This is a genomic window from Saccharicrinis carchari (assembly GCF_900182605.1).
In the GTDB taxonomy this organism is placed as follows: Bacteria; Bacteroidota; Bacteroidia; order Bacteroidales; family Marinilabiliaceae; genus Saccharicrinis; species Saccharicrinis carchari.
Genome location: NZ_FXTB01000001.1, coordinates 1,254,873 through 1,268,995, shown reverse-complemented (window position 1 = coordinate 1,268,995; position 14,123 = coordinate 1,254,873). Strand labels below are relative to the sequence as shown.

Genomic DNA, 14,123 nt, shown 5'->3' with positions numbered 1-14,123 from the left:
TATTCATCTCGGCCAAATTAACCATAGGAGCCCCTCCTAACCTCCCCCAAGGGGAGGAACTGGTGAGTGGTGATATGATATTGCGCATAGGTTTATTGGTTTAGTATTAGTTTTTTAATGGCTTCAAACTCATCTTTCATCTTTTGCATTTCGACTTCCAATTCTTTCTGGTCTGCTTTCACCCCTTTAACTTCTTTGTCCTTTTCTATGGCATACAAAGTCAATTCCTCCACTTTTTGCAACAGCAACTTGTTCATTTCGGCCAGGTTAACGCCTTGCTCTTCCATTTGGCTGGCACTTGGGATATCGGGTAAGTGTTTGTTATCTTTTATGAAAGTTTCAACTTCCGAGAGGTCGCGAAGTTGGTAGTCGGGCTCAAAAACGAAGTCGGCGGTTTGGCCCTTGGCTTCAATAATGATTTCTTCGGCACGGACGGTACCGGCTACGTCTAATTTGTGATTCGGAGAATCTGTTCCAATGCCAATATGACCATTACTCTTTATAATCATTTTTGTATAAGCTTTAATAAGCTCATCATCTGTCATTGTCTTTCCTCCGTTAAAGGACTCATCGTGATGTGATATAAAACGAATATTAGAGAATATATCCATATTGATCAATCCTATAGATGACCTTGCTCCGTCGCCATATAATTTCCATTCTCCGTTTTGACGTATGCCATTTAAGGCGATTGATGCGTTTGTGTATCCTAAACTTGTATTATACCAATCAAATAATGCAACTCTTTTAGTCTTAAGGTTACCTGCTATATCAAGTTTTTCAGATGGATTAGTAGTTCCAATTCCCACAAACCCATTTTCGTCAATGGTCATTCGTGTTTTAAGACCACTGTTGTAAGTATGGAAATGCATTTTTGATTTTGTATCAGATCCTAATTGTTGTACTTGTATTTTCCCTGTTGGAGACCAAACATCTCGATTATGAAACCCAATAGAAGAAGATTGATTTGAGCCACCACCAGAATTAACCAACGAAAGTACCATTGCTTCACCATTAATAACTCTCTTCCCAAACTGTACGATGGTAGATGGAGAATTCGATGTTTTTGTTCCTACATTTAGCATCGAACCTGGCGTAAGAGTTCCAATTCCAATATATCCATTACTGTTTATTCTTAACCTATTCTTTCCGCCAGTAAAATAATCTATTCCGAAATATCCTGATGTATAAGCATTTCTACCATTGAATGAGCTGCTATTGTCTTGATAATCATGAAAACCAAAACCATAATGATTTATATATTTTCCATCATATAAAAAATCATCACCTAATTTTACAGTAATACCAGGTGAGTTATTGTCCGTTGTATTTGCCATATCAATATGCACTACTCCATCCAGTTTCTCTTGTGCAAATAGAAACATAGGGCACACTAATAATAAAAGCGTAAAAATTTTTCTAATATCTTTTTTCATTATTTGATGATGAATGATCAAAAATTAAGTTTGTTATCTATGATTAACCATATCGTTCCGCACCCCTACCCCCAAGCGAATTACCAACCCCCCAACAAATCCCCCCATTCGGGGGGGACTTAGGGGGGGGCTTTTTACCTGTCCACGATTATCCGGGATGCTTTGTACTGGTTGTACAGTTCGGGTAGCATGTTTTGCGACAGCTCCATCAGCAAATCTATTTTGCCTTTGAGCAGGTCGTCGGCCTCGTCCATGCGGGCTTCCAGCTGTTCGCCGGAGTCCTTGCGGTTTACGATGGCATTGCGCACGGTGGTCTGCTTTTCGTCGAAATTACGGGAGGCCGTCCGCAGCGCTTCCAGGCGATCGGCCGTCAGGCCATAGCTTTCGGCTTCGGCCTGAACCGCCTCGGCATGTTCGATAGTCTTTTTTGAACGTACCAAAAGCAGTTGTTCCGATGAGCGCACCAATTGCGATTCGGTAAAATCGATATCGTTCAGCATCAACTGATCGTTGTTAAAAGTGGCATATACCTTTAATATGCGTATCATCTCCATCATTTGTCTTTCGAGGAGGGCACGGGCTTCGGCCTTTGTTTTGGCATAACCACCGGAGCTTGTCGCTTTATCCTTGTCCAAATCGGCAATTGTATCGAGCATAGCCGAGAACTCTTCAAACGTAGCCGTAAAGCCCGGGAGGTATTCGAATGATGCCTGGTTGTTACTTAACCAGTCGCGCACCACCTTGTACATGTTAAATTTGTTTATCAATCTTTTTTCCATAACATTTGCTTTTTAATTACTGACCCCACTGACCCCTCCGGCGCTTGCCCGATGGAAAGCCAAAGGCTCGGTTGATGGTTGTTTGAACATTAAATTTTTTTTAGCAGACCGCTGTGCGGTGGGTTCCTTATCTATTTACCGGTTGCAGCGCATTGTCCGGGCTTGGCAAGCCCTGCTGCAACAGCTGATGATAACCGATGTAGGGCTGCCGAACCCACTCCGCCCCTTGACGAAGTGCCTTGTATTGACTGCGAGGTGCTTTGTAAGCCCCACGAAGTGCTTTGCAAGCCCTGCGATTGCCATTGTGTCGCTTCCGATATGCTCTGTAAGGCTCGCGACTGCCATTGTAAGCTCTGCGACTGCCATTGAGTCACCTGCGATATGCTTTGTAAGGCTTGCGTCTGCCATTGAGTCATCCACGATGTGCTTTGCAACGCCCATGGCTGCCATTGCGTCACTTCCGGCATGCTTTGTAAGCCAATCCAATGCCTTTGTAAGGCCCTACGACCTCTGGAACGGTTCTGTATAACCATGCTGCCAATCAGAACCGTTCCCTATTATCATGCTGTAAATCTCGGCCAGGTTAACCATAGAAGGCCCTCCTAACCTCCCCAAGGGGAGGAACTGGTAAGTGGTAATATGTTATTGGCATAGGCTTATTGGCTTAATAATAGTTTTTTAATGTCTTCAAAATAATCTTTCATCTTTTGCATTTCGACTTCCAATTGTTTCCGGTCTGCTTTCTCCTTTTTTCGGTCTGCTTTTAACTGTTTTACCTCCTTGTCCTTTTCAATGGCATACAAAGTCAGCTCCTCCACCTTTTGGAGCAACAATTTGTTCATCTCGGCCAGGTTTACGCCTTGTTCTTCCATTTCGGCAGCAGAGGGGATATCGGGGAGGTGTTTGTTATCTTTTATGAAAGTTTCAACTTCGGAGAGGTCACGGAGCTTGTAATTGTCAGCAAAGACAAAGTCGGCGGTTTGGCCGTTGGTCGAGTAGGTAATGTTGTTGGCGGCAATATCCTTTACCTCCATTTCTTCTGAATGTATCTGTCCATTAACAATAAGGTTACCTTCTATTCTCTGGTTTCCTTTATTATGCAGCACTTTTGCCCAGAATCCGTCTCCGTTTTTATCTCGACTTCTAAAATACATAGTCGGAGAAGTTGAAGAGTTTCTTATTACTAGCTGTCCACCATATCGATAATCCGGATTATTTGATCGATGACCCATATTTACACCCCAAAACCATTGATTTGATTCCGGTGAATTGGGAATATTATAGCCATCAAAAAAAGCGCATTGCCATTCATCGTTCCAATTATTTATAACATTGGGAAAATCCACTCGCATAGTTTTCCCTTTTATGCTACCAACAACATCCAATTTATAGTTTGGATGATATGTTCCAATACCAACATTTCCATTCTTATCTATACTAAACCTACCATACATACTTGTTGCTTGTCCAGTTGTAAGACTTGTTGTGGAATTTGCAAACGATAATTTACCATTTATTGGATCCCATCTTAATTCACCTACATAACCATTTAACATTGATCCGTTACTAATAGAATATCCTAATCCAATGACTTTATGTCCTCCACTATGAAAAGAATAGGCATCCGAAATCTCAAGATTATTATTGGGGTTTGTATTGCCAATCCCAACATTACTGCCCTTATAATATATTGGACTTTGTCCATCATCGGGAACACGAACCTGCCCCAAAGCAGAAACTCCGACAAATCCAATTATTAAAAGTATAATTAATTTTCTCATATCAGTTTATTTTTGGTTGCTATTAGTTATTAATTCTTTAATCGCTTGCAACTCTTGTTTCATTGAAGCAACTTCTTCTTCCAACTCCTTCCTGTCTTTCTTCTGCTGAATTGAACATAGGGTGAGTTCTTCGACTTTCTGAAGGAGTAGTTTATTCATCTCGGCCAAATTAACACCTTGGGCTTCCATTTGGGTAGCGCTAGGTATTTCGGGTAAGTGTTTGTGGGTGCGGATAAAATCTTCTACATCGGAGAGGTCGCGGAGTTGGTAGTCGGGCTCAAAAACGAAATCGGCGGTTTGGCCTTTGGCTTCAACAATGATTTCTTCGGCACGGACGGTTCCGGCTACATCGAGTTTGTGATTAGGAGTAGTTGTTCCTATCCCAATATTACCATTATCATTTATTCTCATAGCTTCATCCAAATTTACATCCCCAGAACTATGGGTTGCCATTCCGTTTGAAACATAAAATACCAATTCCATCCCCTGACTAAGGCCATTGCAGCAACGATTGGTTCTTAGGGCTGAAATTCTTGCTCCCGTAGCATTACCCGAAACATCCCTGTATCCTTTGAATCTAATGTGATAGCCCGGTTGTTTTCCCTTTCCATCCCAATTAAGACGATCTTTAATCTTTCCAATACTTATTCCATCGTTGTTGGATGCAGCAACATGTAATTTGGCATCTGGAGTTGTAATACCAACACCTATATTCCCATTGATAAAGTTGTTAACTCCACTTTTCGCCTGATATATAAATCCATTTTCATTTATGATAGAATAGCTTCCCGATGAATCATATAAGCCTTTCCGTAGCAGAACTTTTACCGTATTGATATATCCAAGATATAAATTGCCGCCTGCAGCATTTAAGGTTATGTTGCCGTTTGCGTGGTCGTTTAAAATATAATTATTGTTGTGCAGGGAGTATATGCCATTTCCTGCTTTTAAATACAGTCTATTGGTTTTTATATTCCCATTCACATCGAGGGCTTCGGTTGGATTTGTAACGCCGTTTAACCCTAAATAATTATTTGTAGAGCTGAAGAGCAAGGCATATTTTCCTATACTGGTATTATATAAATAAAAACCACCATTACCATATTTACCGTTATAACCATGCTGCCATTTTTGAACACCACCAACAGCATATGATATCATTCCAAAATTGTCTGCGTTTGAGATATTCAACCAAACTCTCGAATTATGGTTGTTTTGACTACTTATTTTAATTCGGGTTTCATTGTTTGCTTGGCTAAAAGTCCAAAGTCCGGTAATAGTTTCATCTTTGATTTGTCGGCGTATTGGGCAAGGAGGTTTATATACATCACAATACAAAAAAATAAAAGCATAGCTTTTTTCATCATCTTAAATATTAATTATTCACAGCCAATTACGAGAATTAAAAATATCCGGCCAAAAAAACAGCGTGACAAAAATGTGACAAATGCATTTTACCTAGTTCTATAGAACTAGGTAAAATTTGCATTTCTGATTTACATATATTAAATTGTGAAGCATTAAATGCCTTAATCTATGATATGAAAAAAGTTTACCCCATGCACATCCAACCCATTTGTGCCGAAACCGAATTACATCTTACTACCCATTACAATAGTTGTGTAAATGGCCTGCATAGGCAAAATAGGGTACTTGTTAAAGAGGAAATTGCATCAACCAAGTTAAAGTTAAGTCTGCTGGCTAAGCAAAAAACCGGCAGGTCTATGCAGAAACATGCGGCTCCGGTGCGTGAAGCTACGCTTGTTTACAACAGTAATTTGCGGATGAAGCATATAAGCTCACTCTGTGATCTTTTAAAAAATAGATTTGGGATTAGGATGGTTCAAATTCATTTACATAAGCATCACTGTGATAATACCCTAATAATAATAAATCACGCCCATATTATTTTCAACTGGATGGATAAAGAAACAGGCAAAAGCATTAAGCTACATAAGTGGGACATGGCCGAACTCCAAGAGATGGTTAGAAATGAAATTGAAAAGATGGATTGCATGATGGCCTACTCCGGCAATAAAAAAGAAACGCCTTTGGGAAGGTTAGTAAAGACATTATTTCCCTTTTCATATTCTTGAATACGTGTAGCTATTCTCTTTTTAAGCTTTATAATTTTTTGAATAGGTCGCCAAAGGTCTATAGAATTGTGGGTTACCCCTCGTAAAAGTTTAAGAAAACCTTTACGGCTTTCCGCAAAGAGATAGCGGAAAGTGAAAAATCTGTGTATTATTCAGGCTTAATTGAACTACATACTAATAAAGGGTATCCACCTACTCATTTCCGTTATCTCATCAACAATAAAGTGCTATGCGTATAATAGTTGCCAAAAAAAATTAATTTTGTGCCATAGGTAGTAAAACCTTACCCAAACTTATCCATTCCAACGAGTATATGAAACAAAAAAACGCTTTGATAGTTATTGGGGATTAGGGAGAAATGGAGTATCAGATGACATTAAAAAAACTATTGATCGTGATATTGGGTTTTGTGTTTTTTCAGGCACAGGGTCAGGAAGGGGCGATTGCAAAATATGCAAAAGCTAAAAAAGGTGAAGGTCTTTATTCGTTTTTAAAACGTAATGCTTTGGATACCGACGAATTGATAGCGCAGTTTATAGAGCTTAATAAGTCTAAATTGGGCAAGGACAAAACCTTACTATTAGGTGTTGAATATAAAATTCCGGCCACCGAGGTGTTTTTATTTGAGCCTTTATTTGGTAAAGAGAGGGAGAGATTCCGCTTGGAGTCCAACATTTTAAAAGGTGCTGTATTTTATTTGGTAAGCGGACATGGTGGTCCCGACCCCGGCGCGTTGGGTAAATATGGGCACAGAACATTGGCAGAGGATGAGTATGCCTACGATATTACTTTGCGATTGGCCAAAAAACTTCAGGAAAATGGAGCTCGCATTCACATGATAATCCAGGATGAAAACGATGGTATCCGTGATGCGTCGTACTTAGAGCTGGATAGTGATGAAACATGTATGGGGCAAACCATTCCGCTGGATCAGACTAAACGACTGAAGCAGCGAACCGAAATGGTTAATGAATTATACCTCAAAAATAAAGGAGCATTTCAGCGCTGTCTTGTGGTACATGTTGATTCCAGAAGCAAGGGAAATGCCATTGATGTGTTTTTTTACCATGCGCCCAAAAGTAAAAACGGAAAAATAGCAGCAGGTGCCATATTGAACGTATTTGATTTAAAATACAGTCAACATCAGCCATCCAGAGGATACTCGGGTGTTGTTAGCGCAAGGAACTTATATTTGTTGCGGAAAACTTACCCGGTAACTGTTTTTGTAGAGCTGGGAAATATTCGTAATTTTCGCGACCAGCAGCGCTTTATTTTAGAAAACAATCGTCAGGCTTTGGCCAATTGGTTGTACGAAGGATTACTAAGCGATTATAAAAATAATACTTTAAAATAATAGTAACAAGATGAAACCTACTTTATTAGTGTTGGCGGCCGGAATGGGCAGCCGTTATGGAGGATTAAAACAATTGGACGAATTGGGCCCGTACGGAGAGTCCATAATAGATTACTCCGTTTACGATGCCATTGAGGCCGGATTCGAAAAGGTGGTTTTTGTTATCCGCCAATCGTTTGCCGATCAGTTTAAAGCGCAATACGAACCAAAGTTTGGCGATAAGATAGCTATTGAATACGTCTACCAGGAGTTGGACAATTTACCCAATGGATTTACGGTTCCCGCGGGTAGAGAAAAACCATGGGGAACAGGACATGCGATGTTAATGGCCAAGGATGCCATTCAGGGATCGTTTGCCATCATTAATGCCGATGATTTTTATGGGCGCGAAGCCTACCAGGCCGTGCTGGATTTTATGGATAAAAGTAGCGATGATAACGAATACGCTATGGTGGGCTATGCCTTAAATAACACCCTCTCAGAACATGGAACCGTATCGCGCGGTGTGTGTGAGACCGATGCCAATAACAATCTCACAAATATTGTAGAACGAACCAAAATTGGTTATTTAGATGGCAAAATAGTGTATTACGAAGGTGAAAACACTACTGAGCTAACAGGTAAAGAACCCGTTTCGATGAACTTCTGGGCTTTCAAGAATTCTTTTTTTGAAGCACTGGAAAAAGAATTTATTATCTTTTTGAAAGAAAAAGGTAAGGAGATGAAGTCGGAGTTTTATTTTAATGCACCCGTTGATAAAATGATAAAAGAGGGACGCGCAACCGCCAAAGTAATTGCATGCGATACCAAATGGTTCGGTGTAACCTATCAGGAGGATAAACCTCAGGTGCAAAAAAGTATTCAAAAATTAATTGATAACGGGGTGTATCCGGCTAACCTTTGGGGAGGAAAATAACGGTAAACGGTGTGCGGTGTGACGGTTTACGATTACATACCGAAGAACCGCATACCGAAGAACCGTATCCCCATAAACCCCAAGCCCTGAATTCTAATCTCGAAATTCTATCTTCTAACCTCTATCCTCTAATTTCTAACCTCTATCCTCTAATCCACAATGACAAAGCCGGAACGCGTATTAAAATATTGCCCCAGATGTGGTTCCAAAAGATTTAATTTTCAAGGTGTCCATTCCTTTTTGTGCGATAATTGCGAGTTGCATTATTTTATCAATTCATCCGCAGCGGTAGCCGCTTTAATCGAAAACGAAAAAGGGGAATTGCTGCTTACTGTGAGAGCTTTTGAACCCCACAAAGGAATGTTGGATTTACCCGGTGGCTTTGTAGACATCAACGAAACAGTGGAAGATGCGGTGACCCGGGAAATAAAGGAAGAATTGAATTTGGATGTTACAGAAGTTAAATTCATAGCCTCGTGCCCCAATGAGTATGTTTATTCGGGTTATAGTGTTTATACTTGCGATATGGGTTTCCTTTGTAGCGTAAGCGGTTGGGAAAATTTGCTGGTTCAGGACGATGTTACCGGGATAGAATTGGTAAGCCGGGAAAATATAGATTGGGATAAGATTGGTGCTGAATCAATAAAGAAAATAATACGTGCTTATTGGAACGGTTAAGGTAGGTGGCTGTGCACCAGCTCTGGCGCTATAGTATGGCTTTTCATACAGCGCAGTTATTTTGTCGAACGGCATAGATTGCGTTTTTTAGCCCGCCTGTTCACAAAACAGGTGCAATGTACACCCTCCCGTTTGCGGTCCGTTGTGTACATTATGTTTGCTTTTTTTAGCGATGTACTAAGCCGAATTAATAAAGAAAATCAAACTTTTTGTTAGGCAGTACAAAAAATATCATCTTTTTTTGGCAAGTTTGTAAGGCCTAAACAAAAGGCCCACAGAAAACAGAACATTAAACCATAATCAACATAAAGATGAATCCGCAAGCCCAAGAGTTAAATGAGGTAATTCTCGCAAAAAATCCTGTTGTTTTTGATTTGTTATCCGAAAAAGGGAAAAACATATTTTTCCCTAAAAAAGGAATATTGGGTCAAACCGCCGAAGCCAAAGGAACTAAAATAAATGCCACCATAGGCGCTGCAATAGAAGATGACGGATCGCCCATGCGATTGGATGCCATCGCTTCAAAAATAGATATGGATCCATCGCTCACCTTTTCGTATGCACCCAGTTTTGGGCGGCCTGACTTGCGTAGCAAATGGAAGCAAATGATTTATGAAAAAAATAAGCAACTTAAGGATCTTACCCTAAGTCTGCCGGTAGTTACCTGTGCGCTTACCCACGGCATAAGCATGGCGGGTTACCTTTTTGTGGATCCGGGTCAGGAGATCATTGTACCCAGCTTATTTTGGGGCAACTATAACTTAGGTTTGGCCAGCGCCTATGGTGCTAGGCTCACAAAATTTAATTTATTTAAGAACGGTGGGTTCGATGTAGAGGCCTTAAAGCAAAGTTTAATGACGGAAGGGGATAAAAAAGTGCTTATTCTTAACTTTCCGAATAACCCATCCGGTTATACCCCCACCTTTAAAGAGATGGACAATATTGCCGCTTCCGTAAGAGAAGCGGCCGAAGCAGGAAAAAAAATAGTGGTGTTCACCGACGATGCCTACTTTGGATTGGTGTATGAAGATAACATAGCACAGGAATCCATATTCGCGTATTTAAGTAATTTGCACCCCCATGTGCTGGCGGTAAAGATTGATGGCGCAACCAAAGAAGATTATGCCTGGGGTTTTCGCGTGGGCTTTATTACCTACGCAATAAAAGGAGGTGATGCCGATTTGTACCAAGCCCTGGAAATGAAAACCGCCGGTGCTGTAAGGGGAAGTATCTCAAATGCTGCTAACCTGAGCCAATCTCTTTTGTTACATGCTTTTGAATCACCCGATTACAAGCTGCAAAAAAAATCCAAGTATATTATTATGAATGCACGGTACCAGGCTATAAAGAAAGTGCTGACCGATGATAAATATGCACAGTTTTTTACGGCACTGCCGTATAATTCCGGTTATTTTATGTGTATTCAGTTAAAGGAGGGACTGGATGGAGAAGCCATACGCGAAATACTGATTAAAAAATACAGCATAGGCATCATTAACCTCAATAATGTGTTACGCGTGGCTTTTGCTGCCATGGCGGCTTCCGATGCAAAAAAACTCTTCGACGGTATTTTTGCGGCTTGTATGGATTATCTGAAAGAAAATAAGTAGCCTTTGTTATTTTTTCGTAAAAAAAGATTGTATTTTTTTGAGATGATGTAAAGAGTTTATTATAATGATAATGAAGGTCAGACCTATTGCTATAACGTACGCTTTTGTGCCTACGGATATGCCTATGCCGGCCGAATAAAGAAGGGTGGAAGCGGTGGTGAGGTTTTTAATGATATTCTCATCCTTAAATTTAAGTATGGTACCGGCACCAATAAAACTAACCCCTATAATGATGGCGTGGATAATACGGATGGGATCTACATTAATCATTTCCATGGGTACATCAGATAGCATAAACTGACTGAGATCCGGGCTTATCGCAACTAATAAGCATGAAATGCTCCCAACAATCATATTGGTGCGTAAACCGGATGGCTTGTCCTTTTTCTCCCTTTCTATACCAACAACAGCAGAAAGCACAGCCGCAATAAGTACGTCTAACAATATCCACAATTGCGAGTGTATTGATTCCATAAGGTTTTATACTAAGATGTTTATTTCATTTGTTTAAAATCAGATAAGAGGCGCATAGATAAGAGATAGCATACTGCTGATGCTTAGCCGGTTTTAATGATTCCCTTGTGTTAATCCCCTTAATCCTGGGTTTTTATATAATTAAAGAATGGCAAAGCAGTGATAGCAAGTATATTTTATAATATCCTCCTGTGAGGCCTAACTATTTTTCTCCTTCCCTCAATGGGGTGGGGGCAGGCTATGTCGATTTGATCTGCTATAATTTGTTTTTTAATGGTCTGATAGCTTGCCCCGGTTTTTTATCGGGGGAACTCACCGCATTAGGCATCCTCCTCTCGCTCGGCGGCACCGCTTATGTGAGAGAGCGCTCTCATTGCCAGCCCGCTCATATGGGGGCTGGTTGTATATGTTCAGAAAAATATAGCCCTATCCAAATCTAAGCTATTGTGGGCTAAAAGTCAATAGCGTGCTGTTTTCCTGCTCTATTGAAATACTGCATCTTGCAATTATAATAAATTAGTTTGCGAGTAAGATTTAAAAGATTCCTTGCTTGGCAGGGAATCACAAGCTTGTGCCGGTATGTGTTGCTGGAGGTACTGGTTTTGGCCATGTTCAAACTAAATTGTCATTATTAAAAGATTGACAGCAGCGGAAAACCTGGACACGATGAGCCGGATATGTACCAACATAACAGGTAGACTTACCCAAAATAAAAGGCCATGATACAATATGCAAATTTGGCGGATCAAAGTAGCTTTCGGGAACAGCAATAGATAATCCGGGTATCAAAGTTATTAAATTAAGGTATAAAGTTTTGTGCTGCTTTCCCACGCCACGTATTAAATAATGAAGGTGCAGCTTATTCCACCCCAATAGTCGCTCTGGCTAAAGGCAACCGCAAGCAATCGGATCTTATATTATTGGCCTACACACGTAAACACCCGAACGAACGCTCTCTTTGATTAGTATCGTAACACAACATGAAAATTGGGGCGGTAAATAGAGCTGGCACACAACGAAGTTTATACCGGCATCGCAGTAGTCAAATTCGTGGTCATCACCACTTAAATAATAACTTCGCTATGTTGCTATGGCCTCATCAACTTGCCCAAAAACAAAATGGTGTTGGTATCTTTTTCGGTGATAGCAAAAACAAAAGGTTTGTTGGCTGTAAAATGTAATTTTTGCGGACCAACAGATGTATACCCTACCTCCACACTGGTAACTGCTGCAGCTTCAGTTCCTTTTTCGTCCACTTCAATAAATGTTTTGTGCTTTACCTTCGAAATCATTATTCCACCTTTGCTTAAGATGCCGGTAAAGTCGGCCCAATCTGAAAATGCCAATGGCATCCCCATACTAATTAGAGGTTCTTTGAGTTTATAATCGCCCTCGAATTTAAACTTTGGAAAACCCAATACTATTGGTTGTTTGCTCAAGCTTTCCATCCATGCAGCCCAATTTTCATTGTTAAGAGCATGCACAATATCTTTTACTTTTTTGCCCTTGTTGGGCATCAATGCCACCATATTAAAATGACCGTTACCATACGGAATTTCAACCATTGTAAACAAGGCGTTGGCGGCATAACCCAAGTCTGTTTCCTGATGCATCATATCCACGGTCACTTCGTTGCCCGCCTCAGGATAAAATGGCGCCTTTTGGGTATCTTTTGTGTCAAATTCATTTTGCCAATGTCCGTAAAAATAAATGGCATTGATTAAAAACATTACATGATCTTGCGTTACTTCATCTACTATCTCCGGTATCTTGCCTTTGGTTTGTTTATCCACCCAATTATTAATGGTGCGTTTAGCACCTTCGGCATCCGAAAAATCAAGGGCGCTGACCTCGGCATTAAAATAATCCTGATTTACTTGGATAAAAGGAAGTTCTACCGTTTCGTCGTTTCTGTACCAAATACTATTGGCAATGTCTAAGGTCAGTTTATTATCTGCCTTTTTAAGCGCATCCATCAGTTTTTTCTGATACACATTTAAATCGTCATCTTGCGATTCATCAAAGGCCAGCACTGCAGTCATTTCATCTCTGGTGAGTCCATTGGCTCCATTGCGTGTCATGCTAAGTGCCTGGAAAATGCTCAACGGCGAAATTAAAATATTTTCATTTTCACCTTCATCTTCCAGTATCTCCTTAAATAAATTTGCACCAAAAGTATTGGATGATTCTACCAGCGACGCGGATTTTAAATCCAGGGCTATGGGCTTGTAGGGATTATTTTCGGGTGTGTGGTTGTTTTTGTCGCAAGCCGTAAACGATAATGCAAGCAAACATAAGTACGTAACGAATTGAGTTGTCATAGCAATTAAGTTTAAAAAATTACTTGGATATGATGCGGGAATATGAAAAAGGTTGCTTCCCCGGGCAGAATAATCACTTCCGTTGGCATGCTGAATTGTAGTAACTCGTTACGTTTGCAAAAATTCGGAAGTGTTTTGGCTCTAATAATTTGGGCAGGTGGATGAATCAGGATTATAACAAATCGCTGCCATTATTTTAGGCCAGCCTTATCCTTCTTATTGCTGCTCAAGTGTACACGCATAAAATTGTTAATTTCATTAATCACTTTGCGACTATTGCCAACAAATACTGTATTTCCAATAATAAATAGGGGACGCTTTAAAAAAGTATATTCTGCCAAAATAAGTTCGCGTATTCTATCCTCACTTAGCTCTTGTATATAGAGTTCCATTTCGCGGTATTTGCGGGCCTGTTTGTTGAAAACACTTGCATAGCTTCCGGTGCGTTCTCTTATAAAATCCAATTGTTCTGCACTAATGGCCTCTGTTTTTAAATCTTGTAAAATAAAACTGCTATCAGGACCAACCTCTTTAATAATCCTCCTGCAGGTGGAACAAGTGGATAAATGATAAATTTTTTTCATGTTTAGCTGTTTTATCTCCTCAAAAAATCAATCCCATAACTGCGAATTAGTAAATACGTGCAGTGGTGTATGTGTAGATTTATTTTTTTAAACT

The 14,123-nt window shown here is 40.2% G+C and carries 13 protein-coding genes; 5 read left to right on the top strand and 8 right to left on the bottom strand.

The window, feature by feature from the left end:
• Positions 1-92: 92 nt before the first annotated feature.
• The 5 genes from FN809_RS04550 to FN809_RS04530 form a co-directional block, all read right to left on the bottom strand.
• Entirely contained in the window at positions 93-1,436 is a 1,344-nt protein-coding gene (locus FN809_RS04550) for a hypothetical protein (RefSeq protein ID WP_142532262.1), read from the bottom strand.
• Positions 1,437-1,570: 134 nt separating this feature from the next.
• Positions 1,571-2,215, bottom strand: coding sequence for a hypothetical protein (locus FN809_RS04545; protein ID WP_142532261.1), 645 nt, complete (start codon positions 2,213-2,215; stop codon positions 1,571-1,573).
• A 131-nt stretch (positions 2,216-2,346) separates the two neighbouring features.
• The gene (locus FN809_RS04540; RefSeq protein ID WP_142532260.1) at positions 2,347-2,748 is read right to left on the bottom strand and encodes a hypothetical protein; all 402 of its coding nucleotides are present in this window, start codon (positions 2,746-2,748) and stop codon (positions 2,347-2,349) included.
• Between the two features lie 123 nt (positions 2,749-2,871).
• On the bottom strand, positions 2,872-3,996 hold the full coding sequence (locus FN809_RS04535; RefSeq protein ID WP_142532259.1) for a DUF4200 domain-containing protein: 1,125 nt from the start codon (positions 3,994-3,996) through the stop codon (positions 2,872-2,874).
• A gap of 6 nt (positions 3,997-4,002) precedes the next feature.
• Positions 4,003-5,157 (bottom strand): vacuolar protein sorting family 37 protein, encoded by a 1,155-nt coding sequence (locus FN809_RS04530; RefSeq protein ID WP_142532258.1) that lies wholly within the window; start codon positions 5,155-5,157, stop codon positions 4,003-4,005.
• A 380-nt stretch (positions 5,158-5,537) separates the two neighbouring features.
• Here FN809_RS04530 and FN809_RS04525 point away from each other — a divergent pair, with 380 nt between their 5' ends.
• The 5 genes from FN809_RS04525 to FN809_RS04505 all read left to right on the top strand — a co-directional run bounded on the left by FN809_RS04525 (position 5,538) and on the right by FN809_RS04505 (position 10,650).
• Positions 5,538-6,092 (top strand): hypothetical protein, encoded by a 555-nt coding sequence (locus FN809_RS04525; RefSeq protein WP_142532257.1) that lies wholly within the window; start codon positions 5,538-5,540, stop codon positions 6,090-6,092.
• 370 nt (positions 6,093-6,462) lie between these two features.
• Positions 6,463-7,446, top strand: coding sequence for an N-acetylmuramoyl-L-alanine amidase family protein (locus FN809_RS04520; RefSeq protein WP_142532256.1), 984 nt, complete (start codon positions 6,463-6,465; stop codon positions 7,444-7,446).
• A gap of 10 nt (positions 7,447-7,456) precedes the next feature.
• The gene (locus tag FN809_RS04515) at positions 7,457-8,362 is read left to right on the top strand and encodes a nucleotidyltransferase family protein (protein ID WP_142532255.1); all 906 of its coding nucleotides are present in this window, start codon (positions 7,457-7,459) and stop codon (positions 8,360-8,362) included.
• Between the two features lie 159 nt (positions 8,363-8,521).
• Positions 8,522-9,040, top strand: coding sequence for an NUDIX hydrolase (locus FN809_RS04510; RefSeq protein ID WP_142532254.1), 519 nt, complete (start codon positions 8,522-8,524; stop codon positions 9,038-9,040).
• A gap of 311 nt (positions 9,041-9,351) precedes the next feature.
• Entirely contained in the window at positions 9,352-10,650 is a 1,299-nt protein-coding gene (locus FN809_RS04505; RefSeq protein ID WP_142532253.1) for an aminotransferase class I/II-fold pyridoxal phosphate-dependent enzyme, read from the top strand.
• Between the two features lie 6 nt (positions 10,651-10,656).
• Here the strand turns inward: FN809_RS04505 and FN809_RS04500 are convergent, their stop codons facing one another.
• From FN809_RS04500 to FN809_RS04490, 3 genes are all read right to left on the bottom strand, one after another.
• Positions 10,657-11,124, bottom strand: a complete 468-nt coding sequence (locus FN809_RS04500) for an MgtC/SapB family protein (protein WP_142532252.1) — start codon at positions 11,122-11,124, stop codon at positions 10,657-10,659.
• A 1,088-nt stretch (positions 11,125-12,212) separates the two neighbouring features.
• Positions 12,213-13,445, bottom strand: a complete 1,233-nt coding sequence (locus FN809_RS04495) for a serpin family protein (protein WP_142532251.1) — start codon at positions 13,443-13,445, stop codon at positions 12,213-12,215.
• Positions 13,446-13,636: 191 nt separating this feature from the next.
• Positions 13,637-14,029 (bottom strand): arsenate reductase family protein, encoded by a 393-nt coding sequence (locus FN809_RS04490; protein ID WP_142532250.1) that lies wholly within the window; start codon positions 14,027-14,029, stop codon positions 13,637-13,639.
• Positions 14,030-14,123: the final 94 nt, after the last annotated feature.